Source organism: Pectobacterium sp. CFBP8739, from assembly GCF_013449375.1.
GTDB lineage: Bacteria > Pseudomonadota > Gammaproteobacteria > Enterobacterales > Enterobacteriaceae > Pectobacterium.
Window position 1 is genome coordinate 141,885 of sequence record NZ_JACDRR010000010.1, and the last position, 13,342, is coordinate 155,226.

Sequence of the window (13,342 nt, forward strand, 5' to 3'; positions counted from 1 at the left end):
GAAAATGAAAAAATTACTCTCTTCATTAGGTCTCGGTGTGGCGGCATTACTCCCGTCTTGGGCAATGGCTGCAACACCGACGATTGATAAAGCGGATAACGCTTTTATTATGATTTGTACCGCGCTGGTACTCTTTATGACTATACCGGGCATCGCACTGTTTTACGGCGGCCTGATTCGTTCCAAGAACGTTCTGTCCATGATGACGCAGGTGAGCGTAACGTTCGCGATGGTTTGTATCCTGTGGGTGGTTTACGGGTATAGCCTGGCTTTCAGCGAAGGTAACGCCTTCTTCGGTGGCTTCAGTACGTTTATGCTGAAAGGCATCGGAATTGAATCGATTAGCGGCACCTACTATCAATTTGTGCACGTGGCGTATCAGGCTTCCTTTGCTTGTATCACCGTTGCGCTGATTGTTGGTGCGATTGCTGAGCGTATCCGTTTCTCTGCTGTACTGATTTTTGTTGCGCTGTGGCTGACGTTCTCCTACCTGCCGATGACGCACATGGTATGGGGCGGTGGTTATCTGGCATTGGATGGCGCGCTGGACTTCGCGGGTGGTACGGTTGTTCACATTAACGCTGCGGTCGCTGGGTTGGTTGGTGCTTACCTGCTGGGCAAACGTGCTGGTTTTGGCAAAGAAGCCTTCAAACCGCATAACTTGCCGATGGTATTTATCGGTACAGCGATTCTGTACATCGGCTGGTTTGGCTTTAACGCAGGTTCTGCAGGTGCCGCAAACGGTATTGCTGCTCTGGCTTTCCTGAACACGGTTGTTGCTACTGCTGCTGCGATTCTGGCGTGGGTTGGTGGTGAGTGGATGGTGCGCGGTAAGCCCTCTCTGCTGGGCGCATGTTCTGGTTGTATCGCGGGTCTGGTCGCAATTACACCTGCTGCGGGTACGGTTGGCGTCGGTGGTGGATTGATCATCGGTTTGGTTGGTGGCATTACCGGTTTGTGGGGCGTTACGGTACTGAAAAGATGGCTGCGTGTGGATGACCCATGTGATGTATTTGGTGTTCATGGTGTGTGTGGTATCGTTGGTTGTATTCTGACGGGGGTATTTACTTCTGCGTCTTTAGGTGGCACGGGGTATGCTGAAGGCGTGACGATGGCGCATCAGGTTTGGGTTCAGTTATTCAGTGTGATTATTGCTCTGGTGTGGTCTGGCGTGGTGGCCTTCATCGCTTTCAAAGTGGCGGATATGATTGTCGGTCTGCGTGTTCCGGAAGATCAAGAACGCGAAGGTTTGGATATCAACAGCCATGGTGAGAGTGCTTATAACCAATAATTGAGCGTGTCCAAATGCAACAAACGGGCGTGGGGGAAACTCCACGCCCGTTTTACGTTATGAGGCTGCCACAATCTTTATGCTTGGCGGCGGCGCATCACCCCTTCCTGCACGCTGGATGCAACCAGCACACCTTCCCGAGTATAGAACTGCCCACGAACGAAGCCACGAGCACCGGATGCGGACGTACTTTCCACGGTGTATAACAGCCAGTCATCCAACCGGAAATCACGGTGGAACCACATTGAGTGATCGATAGTGGCAACCTGCATACCCGATTCTAAAAAGCCAACGCCATGAGGCTGCAAAGCTGTGAGTAGGAAATTGCAGTCAGATGTATAGCCAAGCAGGTATTGGTGAATACGCTTATCGTCCGGCAGCGGGCCGCTGGCACGGCACCAGACGTGCCGTACTGGTTCGTCGACTTCGCCTTTCAGTGGGTTATGGAATTTAACCGGGCGCATCTCAATCGGGCTGGCCTCAATAAACTTATCGCGAAAGCGGGGCGGCAGGAGATGTTGCATGTCTTGTGCGATTTCCTGCTCGGATTTTAGCGCTTCTGGCGGTGCAACGTCCGGCATTACATTCTGGTGTTCAAACCCTTCTTCATGGCTTTGGAATGAAGCCGTCATATAAAAAATAGGGCGACCATTCTGGATGGCGCTGACACGTCTGGCGCTGAAACTGTTGCCATCGCGCAGGTTTTCAACGTCATAAATAATCGGTTTCTGGCTGTCGCCAGGCAGCAAAAAATAGCTGTGGAAAGAGTGAATGTTACGTTCGACGGGAACGGTCTGTTTGGCGGCCGACATGGCCTGACCTACGACTTGCCCGCCAAAGACCTGGCGCAGCCCCAAATCATCGCTTTGTCCGCGAAATAGCCCTTCTTCGAGCTTCTCTAAATGCAGGAGGTCGAGAAGGTGTTGTAGTGGTTGACTCATGGTATCGGCCCCAATGGATGAGAATGGCGAGTTATCTGTTTGTTTTCTAATGTGTAAAATATCTATTTATGTCTTTTTATTGCAATAAATATGCGGCTTTTTGAAAAATATCGGAATTTTGCACCATCATTATTGTGTCGGGTGAATCATACTCTTTATGAGTGCCGGTTTTCGATACCGGTAGTCTGACAATAATAAAGGAGACTGACCGAATGAAATTATGGCATATCTTAGGCGGTATCACGTTATCGATGACTCTGGCTGCATGTGCACAGAGGAGTGATTATGGCGTTTCTCCTCAAAGTGGTGCACCTGTCACCAGTGTTTCTTCACAGCGTCCGGCTGTTGCGATGCCAGCGGTAACCGGTACTGTGAATATTCGTCAGCGCATAGCACTCCCTCACCACGCAGTGTTAACCGTTACGGTGTCTGATGCATCGCTGGCAGATGCGCCTTCAAAAGTCATTACTCAGCGTGTGACACGAACGGAAGGAAAGCAGGCACCTTTCCAATTCGAGTTACCGTATAACCCCGCTGATATTCAGCCCAACGCACGTATCTTACTCAGTGCAGCAATTGCAATCGATAATCGTATCGTGATGGTGACGGAGAACGTCTTGCCGGTTATTAGTAACGGGGTAAATAACGCTGATTTGGTGCTGGTTCCTGTCGCTTCTGTTCCTTTACCGGCTAAGAATCAGGGATCAATGCTATCCAATCCGGCGAGTGAGACCCCTCATATGCTTCAGGGGCAGCCTGCTGCGTCATCTATGGCGCCACAGACAACCTGGTAATTCATCTGGATACGCGCCGTTATGGCGCGTATCGCCAGCGATATTTTGCAAGGTCAATCTTTCCCTGACGATTGAAAATAACTCCCTCTGCTTGCAGCGCTGATTTCTGGCGCACATAGTCTCCACCGACCAGTGATATTTCACCTTTACGATTGATGACCCGATGCCAGGGGAGTTTGCTGTCTTTCGGCAGGCGTTTTAATACTCCTCCGACTTGCCTTGATGCTCTGGGTGAATCGGCAAGCTGGGCAATGTCGCCATAGGTCGCTATTTTTCCATAAGGAATCGCCGCGACGATTTGAAAAACGCGCTGGCGGAAATTATCGTTTTCTTCTGACATCAGCGGGTGTTCCTGCTGTCCCTAAACCGATTGGGTATCATAGTGGCACAGTGGGGTGGGTAAGAAAACAACGGTTAGTCTGTGTTAGCTTGCAATTGCTTATCCCATCGCCGATAATGCCCACCGCTTTATGATGCGCTGTCGTTATCAGCAAGCTGTTATAAAGTCGTCAATGGAGGCCCTGTCGGTTCTCCCGCAACACTAACCTGTGGATTCGGTCAGGTCCGGAAGGAAGCAGCCGCAGCAGGAGACGTGTGTGCCGGGATGTAGCTGGCAGGGCCTCCACCATTTTTGCTCTTCTAGAGCCGCTTCATCGTCATCTTCATCTTTCTGTGCGTAAACCCAACGCTTTTTGCCAGACGCCAATTTTCTGCCATAAATCTGCTTTCTGGCATATATAAGAGCTGAACTGCCACTTTCAGTTTTACCATTCTTCGTTTCTTCGGAAGGATACCGTGCATTTTTAGCTGGTGGGTAATAATTGCACCAATTATTACCTCTTCTGTTTTCATCACTGGATATACTATTAGTGATGTTATCGATGCGCTTGTTGTAAATGATCAATGGGGAGGGGATAAACGTAGAGGTATGAAGGATAATTCATTTTCACTTAATATTTAAAAATACAATTTGTTACAAGTCTTACTCAATTAATACATCAAAAGGATAATAAAAACAAAGGCCGATAATATTATCGGCGCAGTGTAATTAATGTCAGTTTTTGTATACGTTTCGTTAGGAGTTAACGAACGTATCGCCATACTGCAGTAGGGACTTTGTCATAAAGTTTGTTCATCGTCAGTTCTGCAAGGCGATGATCGGCTGCGGAAAAGAACATCTCCAGTTCATCATTAGAGAGTTCATACTTGTTTTTTTCAATAACGCGTTCGAGAGTGTCAATGGTTGTGCATTTACGCAAACGCATCAAATAGTCGATTTTTTTCATAATGGCCTATGCAAGCAGTACCTGGTGGTTAAAAAAATACAAATAAATTATTGCTTAAGTTTTAGCAGGCGTACAGACGTTCTCCCCTGAGAACATTCCGAATAACTTTGATTTGGACTTCTGCCAGCGCCGAAGTTCAGCATCATTAATACCATAGTTGCTAAACAAGACGTAAGTATCATCCAAATACTTTTCAACCTGCTCTGAAAGCTCACTTTCGTTAGGGTATTTTATTTTAAATGTGAGAATAAACGTAGCGATATGCTCAATAAGTTCATTTAATTGGAGGTTGATCGCAGATGTTGGATCATTGACCCAGCCGTGACTGCTATCGCCTAACGTCGCTATGCTTTCATCACACAGATTCTCACATAAGAATCTGAGTTGGGCAATATCATAATGTTTTGGTGTGTACTCATCCATATCAATCCCTCCGTTAAGCCGTTATTCAGTGTTACTGCGGTTAACACCTGGTAAACAGGTAGACTGATGAAGCTTACAAGATAAAACGTTAACGTCGTTTCGTATTCATGTTGTTACAGACAGGGCGCTGAACCATTGTGATTTGTTCTGCAGTGAATGAGAAAACGATGATTATTGTCCCTCTCAGTATCTACTATGTCGCGAAATAGGGGTGGCGTAAATACCAACATCTCATGACTTAACCTTAAGTATAGCTATACCATGGTGGTTACGGTTACGTCATTCTATATATGACTATAGCAAAAACGTTCGTAAAGTTCGCGGATAATAGGTAAGGTTTTTACCGCTATTTATTTTGATTAATCCTCATATTTTTTGTTGTAACAATGAGCATAGAATAAATGTGGTTGCTGATTATTTAATTATTTCTATCTGAAAATATGAGAAATGACAGAAGGAATGCGAAGGAATTGTGCTGTGGATAAGCGAGCTTGGTGCTGGTTATCTTATTGTTTCAGCAGTTTTTTCATGTGTACATCCCGTACAGTCTTGTTAACGCCATAACACAGACTGTATCGGGATGGGGGCGAGAAAGATTAACCTTTTTTCTTTTTTCCGCCTTGCACGGCCTTAAAGCGCGGATTGGATTTGCATATAACGTAAACTCGCCCGCGCCGGCGGACTACAATACAATCCTTATGACGATTTTTTGCTGAACGTAGCGAACTAAGCACCTGCATCTCATAGCCCTCTCTGATTACTTGAAGAAGTTGCCAAAGCGCTGCTGGAAGCGCGCCGTGCTGCCTTCTTTGGAATATTCTTTTTGCTTCCCAGTGTAATAGGGATGCGATGCCGAAGAAATGTCAATGGTGACGTAAGGGTAGTTGGTACCCTCCAGCTCAATGGTTCGATCGGTTTTAATCGTTGATCCTGTCCTGTAATAAACATCTGCGCTGGTATCATGAAATACCACCGTGCGATAGTCAGGATGAATACCTGCTTTCATAGTTGCCTCTATTGTTATGTTATAACATATCTATCATGTTGCGCTTTTTTGACATCAGGGTCAACCATTATGTTGTTGCAAGGTTGTAGTATTTTCTAAACCACTATAGAAGCGGATAACGATGCAAACGGCTCTGTACTCGTTTGCTGAGAATGAACTGAGAAGGGAAGGGCTGGAAAGTAAAAAAGGCCGCTAGGCGGCCTTTTAGGGGAAATATTGATGGATGTTCAGCCTTAGTGCGCTGTTGTGTCGTCTACTTTCTTGCCGAAGCGACGGCGAACAACCACAAAGAACACGGGAACGAAGAAGATCGCTAGAATGGTCGCCGTAATCATCCCGCCCATTACGCCAGTACCAACGGCATTCTGTGCACCGGAACCTGCACCGCTACTGATTACCAACGGCAGTACACCAAGGATAAAGGCAAGAGATGTCATCAAAATTGGACGCAAACGCATACGAACGGCATCCAGCGTTGCTTCGATCAGCCCTTTCCCTTCTTTTTCCATCAGGTCTTTGGCAAATTCGACGATCAATATAGCATTCTTCGCGGATAGCCCTATGGTTGTCAGCAGGCCCACCTTAAAGTAAACGTCGTTTTCAAGACCTGTCATGTTTGCCGCAATCAATGCACCGATGATCCCTAATGGAACAACCAGCATGACGGAGAACGGTATTGACCAGCTCTCATAAAGCGCTGCCAGACACAGGAACACGACAATCAGTGAGATCGCATAGATTGCCGGTGCCTGGTTGCCGGATAACCGTTCCTGATAGGACATACCCGTCCATTCGTAGCCGATACCTTGCGGTAACTGGGCCACGAAACTTTCCATCAATGCCATCGCCTCACCGGTACTCTTACCTGGCGTGGCTTGGCCTTGGATCTGCATGGATGGTTGGCCGTTATAACGTTCCAGGCGCGGTGAACCATATTCCCAGTGGCTCTGCGTGAAGGCAGAGAATGGCACCATTTGCCCGTTGCTACCGCGGATGTACCAGTTTTTGATGTCATCTGGCAACATACGGAAAGGCGCATCAGCCTGAACGTAGACTTTCTTCACACGACCGCGATCGATAAAGTCATTTACATAAGAACCACCCAGCGTGGTTGCCAATGTTGAGCTGATATCTGACAGCGACACGCCAAGCGCTTGTGCTTTTTCCTGATCGATATCGAGACGGAACTGCGGTGTATCTTCCATCCCGTTAGGACGAACCTGCACCAGGGTATCAGGACGTTGTGCCGCCATGCCTAGCAGTTGGTTACGTGCTTCCGTCAGTTTTGCATGCCCAAGGTTAGCTTGGTCAATTAACTGGAAGTCGAAACCTGTTGCGGTACCCAGTTCGATAATCGCAGGAAGGTTGACTGCGAAAACCATAGCTTCTTTATACTGGCTAAAGGCCGCGTTTGCTCGGCCTGCAATCGCCATAACTTTATTTTCTGCGCCTTTTCGTTCACTCCAGTCACTCAGACTGGTGAAGGCCAGACCGACATTCTGCCCACGGCCAGAGAACCCGAAGCCCGACACAGTAAATACAGATTTAACGTTACTTTTCTCGTTTTCGAGATAGTAGTTCGTCATTCTGTCCATGATTTTCTGCGTGTTTTCCTGCGTTGCCCCTGAAGGCAACTGAACGATGTTCAGGAGAACACCCTGATCTTCGTCTGGCAGGAAGGACGTCGGCAAACGTAAGAACAGAAGTGCCAGGCCGACAACAATCAGCAGATAAATGACCAGATAACGGCCTGTGCTGCGTAGGATATTGGCTACGCTATCGGTGTAGTGATGCGTGCTTTTCTCAAACAGTCTGTTGAACCAGCCGAAGAAGCCTGTTTTCTCGCCGTGGTCGCCTTTAGCAATTGGTTTTAACAGTGTTGCACAAAGCGCTGGCGTCAAAATCAACGCGACCAGCACAGACAATACCATCGCAGAAACGATGGTGATGGAGAACTGGCGGTAGATTGCCCCTGTGGAACCGCCGGTAAATGCCATTGGGACGAATACGGCAGACAGTACCAGTGCAATACCAACCAACGCGCCCTGGATCTGCTCCATGGAGCGTTTGGTCGCTTCTTTCGGCGGCAAACCTTCTTCCGCCATGACACGTTCCACGTTTTCCACCACAACGATGGCGTCATCCACCAGAAGCCCGATGGCGAGCACCATTGCGAACATCGTCAGGGTGTTAATGGAATAGCCAAACACGGAAAGGATGGCAAATGTCCCCAGCAAGACGACCGGCACCGCGATAGTGGGGATCAGCGTGGCACGGAAGTTCTGCAAGAACAGATACATCACAAGGAATACCAGTACGATAGCTTCCACCAGCGTTTTCACGACTTCGTTGATCGAGATCTTAACGAAAGGTGTTGTATCGTATGGGTAAACGACTTTCAGACCAGCAGGGAAGAACTCTTCCGCCTTGGTCAATGCATTTTTGACTGCGGTTGCCGTATCCAGCGCATTCGCGCCGGTTGCCAGCTTAATACCGATACCAGCAGCAGGTTTGCCGTTAAAACGAGCAATAACGTCATAGCCTTCCGCGCCCAACTCAACGCGAGCAACATCTTTAAGGCGCACCTGAGATCCATCCGAATTAACTTTCAGCAGTATTTTAGAAAACTCCTCTGCTGAATTCAGACGGGTCTGCGCAATGATGGAAGCATTCAATTGCTGGCCGGGAACCGGTGGCGCGCCACCTAATTGTCCTGCGGCAATCTGGTTGTTTTGAACCCGGATTGCAGTGGTGACATCAGTTGCGGTTAATTGGTAATTATTCAGTTTGTTTGGATCTAGCCAGATACGCATCGCGTATTGGGAACCAAACAGCTGTGCATCACCTACACCAGATGTACGGCTGATAGGGTCTTTAACGTTAGCGGCTACATAGTCAGCGATATCCGCCTGCGACATTTTACCGTCTTCACTGATGAAGGCGGCAACCATAAGGAAGCTGCTACTTGATTTCTGGACGTTAACCCCTTGTTGCTGTACTTCCTGCGGCAGCAGCGGCATGGCCAGTTGCAGTTTGTTCTGCACCTGGACCTGCGCGATGTCCGCGTCCGTACCTGCTTCAAACGTCAGCGTAATCTGAACCGTACCAGAAGAGTCACTGCTTGATGACATATACATCAGGTTATCGATACCGTTCATATTCTGTTCGATAACCTGCGTCACGGAATCTTGCAGCGTTGATGCATCGGCCCCTGGATAAGTTGCTGTTACGTCAATCGCGGGTGGTGCAATCGTTGGATACTGGGCAATCGGTAATTTAACAATTGCCAGTAACCCCGTCAGCATCACCATGATGGCGAGTACCCATGCAAAAATGGGTCGATCTATAAAAAACTTAGCCATGAATTATACCGGCTCCTGTTAGAACGTCTTAAGACTTCGCGGGTTCTGCTGGCGCTTGCTGTGCCTGCTGATTTTCTTGAGCGACTTCTTTAGTTTTCACCTGCGCACCGGGTCTGATTTTTTGCAGGCCCGTAACAATAACGCGATCGCCCGCTTTCAAGCCTTCGGTGACCAACCATTTGTCACCAATTGCTTTACTGGTTGTAAGCGTGCGGGGTTCCACTTTATCGCCTTCCCCAACTACCATAGCGGTAGCCTGTCCACGCGGGTCGCGAGTAACACCTTGCTGCGGCACTAATAAGGCCGTCGGGTTAACGCCAGAATCGAGACGCGCACGTACAAACATACCAGGAAGCAAGTTGTGCTGTGGGTTAGGGAAAATGGCGCGCAGCGTGATGGAGCCGGTGGTTTCATCTACCGTGACATCAGAGAATTCCAATGTACCTGCCTCGGTATATTCAGTACCGTTTTCCAGCAGCAGGCGGACATTGGCTTTGCCTGCACTTTGTTTCAGCGTGCCGTTTTCCAGCTCTTTTTTCAGTTGCAGGAAATCATTGCTGGACTGTGTGACGTCAACATAAATCGGATCAAGCTGTTGCACGGTCGTTAATGCCGTCGCTTGCCCGGTCGCCACCAAGGCGCCTTCCGTTACCGTGGATTTACCTACGCGGCCTTCGATAGGTGAACTGACTTTGGTGTAAGCCAGATTGATTTGTGCGGTGTCTACCGCCGCTTTGGCAGCCTGAACGGCCGCATCAGCCTGACGAGAAGTGGCAACGGCCTGATCGTAATCCTGCTTGCTGACGTAGTTGGTGCCCAGCAGCGGTTTATAGCGGTTAACGGTCAGACGGGCAATTTCAGCCTGGGCCTGAGCCTGAGCGAGTGACCCTTTAGCGCTGTTGTAGCTTGCCTGATAGGTCGCAGGATCGATTTGATACAGCGATGCACCGGCTTTAACGTCAGATCCTTCAACGAAGTTGCGCTTGAGGACAATACCGCCAACCTGCGGGCGCACCTCGGCAATGCGGTAAGCACTTGTACGGCCCGGCAGCTCGGTCATGACATTCAGTGCTTCCGTTTTTAACGTGACAATACCCACTTCAGGCATATGCTGCTGTGCGCCGCCTTGCTGATTATTGCCGCCATCACATCCTGCGAGCATTAAGCTGCCAGAAAGCATCAGAACTGCCGCCAGAGGCGTTAGCCTTCTGTTTTTGTTCATAGATAAACCTCAAGTGTCCGATTTGAAATTGACCAATGGATCACAAGCCCAAAAACCCATTGCTGCTATAGTCTTATGTTCGTGCTATGTTACATACATACTTGAATGTATGTAAATCTCACTTTCCTTCAAATACAGCGTTATGGCACGAAAAACCAAATTATCATGGCACGAAAAACCAAAGAACAGGCTCAGGAAACCCGACAACAGATACTGGATACCGCGTTAAGAGTGTTCTCTGAGCATGGTGTGTCTGCGACTTCATTGTCCGACATTGCGACTGCTGCTGGTGTGACCCGCGGTGCTATTTATTGGCACTTTAAGAACAAGGCCGAAATTTTCGATGAGATCTGGGCGCTGGCAGAGTCAAAAATCAGTGAGTTTGAAATAGAGTATCAGACAAAATTCCCTGATAATCCACTCCGCGTAATGCGTGAATTATTGATTTATATGCTGCGTTTAACGGTTAATGATACTCACTGGCGATCCATTATGGAGATTGTTTTTCACAAATGTGAGTTTGTCGGTGAAATGTTGCAATCGTATAATGCGCGCAAAGAGCTTTATCTTTCCTGCTATGTCGATATTGAAGAAAATCTGATTAAGTGCATTCATATGGGCATGTTACCGACGGACATTCATCCACGCCGAGCAGCGATTGCGCTGCGTGCCTATTTTTCCGGCGTGATGGAAAACTGGTTATTTATGCCGGAAAGTTTCGATCTCGATCAAGATGCCCCAGCGCTGGTGGATGCCTTTATCGATATGCTACATTTTAGCCCAGCGCTACGCAAACCCGCTGAATAAGCCGTCGCTGGACGGCACTAACGCCTTTTATCATTCAATATCTCTTTGATTGTGGGGCTGCGTCGCTTCCTTCTTGTGAGCACTTTTTCTCAAAATCGTTACGTACAATCTCCAGCGCGGCCAGCGCGATACGAGGCTCGATCTGGTTTTCTTCCAGCAACATGATCAAATCGACCGCCAGTTTGATTTCGGGTGGGGCATTTTCAAGTGACATAACGTCATTCCTCTTTTTTATCGGCGAGCCGCTGTGTTATAGCCCTTGTTCCCGGCGTTCGATCTGGCGCTCCAGTCGTGACAACGCCTGACGGCAGCGTGAGAGTCGTCCTTCCAGCGCCGCCAGCTCTTTTTGTAATCGCTGTTGCTCGCTGAAAAGCGTCTGTGTGATGAGCAGGCTTTCTCTATCTTGAATCATGGAGAGCAAACGGCGTTCATAATCCTGATGTTCTGCCAGTTTGTGGTACACATCTTCCGGCGGCGGGGCGGCATGTTGCTCTTGCCTGCGTAATGATTGCGTGGCCAGTTCACGCTGGAGTGCGGCTATCTGGCTGACCAGTTTTTCTGCCAGAAATGCCACACGTTCGGTGCGTTGCTCTGCGACCAACTGCTTTATTGCCTGCAAATTTTGTTCAACTTCGGCGCGATAATCCCGTAATCGGGTGCCATAGCTGCTAAAAAGCTGGCGATCAAAGCGCGATTGCGGCACGGCTTTATCTGCCAGCGGTTCAAGCTCTTTCGCCAGCGTAGTAATTTGTTGTTCAAGCGCCTGCAGCAATCGGTGCGTGTTCACGGTTTCCCTTACGGTAAGGCTGATGATTCAGCGCGTCGGTGCGTGGTGTATTGATAATTGTTAGCTAGCATCGCCTTAATACACCGTATGAGGATATCTTAACTAATTCATCAGACAAGGTGGTGATAAAGTGTGATAGACACTATCGCAGACAAAGCATACTGCGTAGACAAAACATATTGGTAGTGAACAACGTATAAAGGTGAATATGTATCGCGCGTTGCTGATGATATTGGGGTGGGTTTCCGTTGTGCTGGCAACGTTGGGTGTTGTGTTGCCTTTATTGCCGACCACACCTTTCTTGTTACTGGCTGCCTGGTGTTTTGCCCGTTCGTCTCCGCGTTTCCACGACTGGCTATTATACCGTTCGTGGTTTGGCAGTTATTTGCGCCATTGGCAGCAGCATCGGGCTCTGCCACCGGGAGCAAAATGGAAGGCGGTTACCATGATTCTGTTAACGTTCGCACTTTCACTTTGGCTGGTGAAGCTGGTTTGGGTCAGGATCTTGCTATTGGTCATTTTGGCTATTTTGTTGACCTTCATGCTTCGTTTACCCGTGCTTGATCCAGAACAACAAACGCAGGGCGCGAATCCGAAAAGATAGCGTAAGCAGCGATCCTGTGACGGAAATACAAAAAATACGCACCCAGAGTGCGGATAGTTGCATTTGTCCGCCACTTTGACTAGATTTGAGCGTTTTCGTGCGCGGGTCGCCATTTTCCTCTTTGTCATAATGCCTCTTCATCACGCCATACGATGATGAAAGCCTTGTGGTGACCGGCATTTGTATGTTCAGAACGTTTTATCAGGCACAACTATGATGACCGTAACAGCGCAGCAGCAGGCAGAGTTAATTAAAAACAGTATCAAAAGCATCCCCGATTATCCGAAGCCGGGCATACTGTTCCGTGACGTCACCAGCCTGCTGGAAGAACCTGTGGCCTATGCGGCCAGTATTGATATGCTGGCGAACCGTTACCGCAATAGCGGTGTGACGAAGGTTGTCGGCACGGAAGCGCGTGGTTTTCTGTTTGGTGCACCAGTTGCTTTAGCGCTGGGTGTGGGTTTTGTTCCGGTGCGTAAACCGGGCAAGCTGCCACGTCCGACAATCAGCGAAAGCTATGAACTCGAGTATGGTTCCGATACGCTGGAAATCCATGCTGATGCGATCTCTGCTGGTGATAATGTGCTGGTGATCGACGATCTGCTGGCAACGGGAGGTACGCTCGAAGCGACGGTGAAACTGATTCGTCGTCTGGGCGGCACGGTTAACGATGCGGCATTTATCATTAATTTGTTCGATCTGGGTGGCGAGCAACGCCTGACCGAGATGGGCGTCACCTGCTATAGCCTGGTTGACTTCCCCGGACATTAATCATAACAGTCTCGCCGATAGCGGCGTGGCTGTGTTAGCATGATCGCC

The 13,342-nt window shown here is 48.7% G+C and carries 15 protein-coding genes and 1 other RNA gene; 6 read left to right on the top strand and 10 right to left on the bottom strand.

Features of this window, described 5'->3' with window-relative positions; translation table 11 throughout:
- Positions 1-4 precede the first annotated feature (4 nt).
- Positions 5-1,291 (top strand): ammonium transporter AmtB, encoded by a 1,287-nt coding sequence (amtB, locus tag H0247_RS09105; protein ID WP_180742263.1) that lies wholly within the window; start codon positions 5-7, stop codon positions 1,289-1,291.
- 77 nt (positions 1,292-1,368) lie between these two features.
- Here amtB and tesB read toward each other — a convergent pair whose 3' ends face one another.
- Positions 1,369-2,232 carry an acyl-CoA thioesterase II gene (gene tesB / locus H0247_RS09110; protein WP_180742264.1) on the bottom strand — a complete coding sequence of 288 codons (864 nt, stop codon included), beginning with the start codon at positions 2,230-2,232 and terminating at the stop codon, positions 1,369-1,371.
- 212 nt (positions 2,233-2,444) lie between these two features.
- Here tesB and H0247_RS09115 point away from each other — a divergent pair, with 212 nt between their 5' ends.
- Positions 2,445-3,026 carry a YbaY family lipoprotein gene (locus H0247_RS09115; protein WP_180742265.1) on the top strand — a complete coding sequence of 194 codons (582 nt, stop codon included), beginning with the start codon at positions 2,445-2,447 and terminating at the stop codon, positions 3,024-3,026.
- Positions 3,027-3,045: 19 nt separating this feature from the next.
- On the opposite strand, the gene H0247_RS09120 is transcribed toward H0247_RS09115, so the two are convergent.
- The gene (locus tag H0247_RS09120; RefSeq protein WP_180742266.1) at positions 3,046-3,366 is read right to left on the bottom strand and encodes an MGMT family protein; all 321 of its coding nucleotides are present in this window, start codon (positions 3,364-3,366) and stop codon (positions 3,046-3,048) included.
- Between the two features lie 182 nt (positions 3,367-3,548).
- Here H0247_RS09120 and ffs point away from each other — a divergent pair.
- Positions 3,549-3,645: signal recognition particle sRNA small type (gene ffs, locus H0247_RS09125), an RNA gene on the top strand.
- Between the two features lie 463 nt (positions 3,646-4,108).
- Here ffs and H0247_RS09130 read toward each other — a convergent pair.
- The 6 genes from H0247_RS09130 to H0247_RS09155 all read right to left on the bottom strand — a co-directional run bounded on the left by H0247_RS09130 (position 4,109) and on the right by H0247_RS09155 (position 10,325).
- Positions 4,109-4,312 (bottom strand): HHA domain-containing protein, encoded by a 204-nt coding sequence (locus tag H0247_RS09130; protein WP_005976087.1) that lies wholly within the window; start codon positions 4,310-4,312, stop codon positions 4,109-4,111.
- 54 nt (positions 4,313-4,366) lie between these two features.
- Positions 4,367-4,735: an Hha toxicity modulator TomB gene (tomB, locus tag H0247_RS09135; protein WP_180742267.1), complete on the bottom strand. Its 369-nt coding sequence runs from the start codon at positions 4,733-4,735 to the stop codon at positions 4,367-4,369.
- A gap of 596 nt (positions 4,736-5,331) precedes the next feature.
- Positions 5,332-5,475 carry a type B 50S ribosomal protein L36 gene (gene ykgO / locus H0247_RS09140; RefSeq protein ID WP_005976091.1) on the bottom strand — a complete coding sequence of 48 codons (144 nt, stop codon included), beginning with the start codon at positions 5,473-5,475 and terminating at the stop codon, positions 5,332-5,334.
- A gap of 17 nt (positions 5,476-5,492) precedes the next feature.
- Positions 5,493-5,741 carry a type B 50S ribosomal protein L31 gene (locus tag H0247_RS09145; RefSeq protein ID WP_180742268.1) on the bottom strand — a complete coding sequence of 83 codons (249 nt, stop codon included), beginning with the start codon at positions 5,739-5,741 and terminating at the stop codon, positions 5,493-5,495.
- Between the two features lie 233 nt (positions 5,742-5,974).
- Positions 5,975-9,103 (bottom strand): efflux RND transporter permease subunit, encoded by a 3,129-nt coding sequence (locus H0247_RS09150; protein ID WP_180742269.1) that lies wholly within the window; start codon positions 9,101-9,103, stop codon positions 5,975-5,977.
- Positions 9,104-9,131: 28 nt separating this feature from the next.
- Positions 9,132-10,325: an efflux RND transporter periplasmic adaptor subunit gene (locus H0247_RS09155; RefSeq protein ID WP_180742270.1), complete on the bottom strand. Its 1,194-nt coding sequence runs from the start codon at positions 10,323-10,325 to the stop codon at positions 9,132-9,134.
- Between the two features lie 165 nt (positions 10,326-10,490).
- On the opposite strand from H0247_RS09155, the gene acrR reads away from it, so the two are divergent.
- Positions 10,491-11,132: a multidrug efflux transporter transcriptional repressor AcrR gene (gene acrR, locus H0247_RS09160; RefSeq protein ID WP_180742271.1), complete on the top strand. Its 642-nt coding sequence runs from the start codon at positions 10,491-10,493 to the stop codon at positions 11,130-11,132.
- Positions 11,133-11,166: 34 nt separating this feature from the next.
- Here acrR and rsmS read toward each other — a convergent pair whose 3' ends face one another.
- Together rsmS and priC are read right to left on the bottom strand one after the other, a co-directional pair.
- A complete protein-coding gene (rsmS, locus tag H0247_RS09165; protein ID WP_180742272.1) occupies positions 11,167-11,346 on the bottom strand; it encodes a pleiotropic regulatory protein RsmS in 180 nt (59 codons plus the stop codon).
- A 36-nt stretch (positions 11,347-11,382) separates the two neighbouring features.
- Entirely contained in the window at positions 11,383-11,919 is a 537-nt protein-coding gene (gene priC, locus H0247_RS09170) for a primosomal replication protein (RefSeq protein ID WP_180742273.1), read from the bottom strand.
- A 208-nt stretch (positions 11,920-12,127) separates the two neighbouring features.
- Here priC and H0247_RS09175 point away from each other — a divergent pair, with 208 nt between their 5' ends.
- Both H0247_RS09175 and apt read left to right on the top strand, forming a co-directional pair.
- Positions 12,128-12,523: a DUF454 family protein gene (locus H0247_RS09175; RefSeq protein ID WP_180742274.1), complete on the top strand. Its 396-nt coding sequence runs from the start codon at positions 12,128-12,130 to the stop codon at positions 12,521-12,523.
- A gap of 216 nt (positions 12,524-12,739) precedes the next feature.
- Positions 12,740-13,294: an adenine phosphoribosyltransferase gene (apt, locus tag H0247_RS09180; protein WP_180742514.1), complete on the top strand. Its 555-nt coding sequence runs from the start codon at positions 12,740-12,742 to the stop codon at positions 13,292-13,294.
- Positions 13,295-13,342 lie beyond the last annotated feature (48 nt).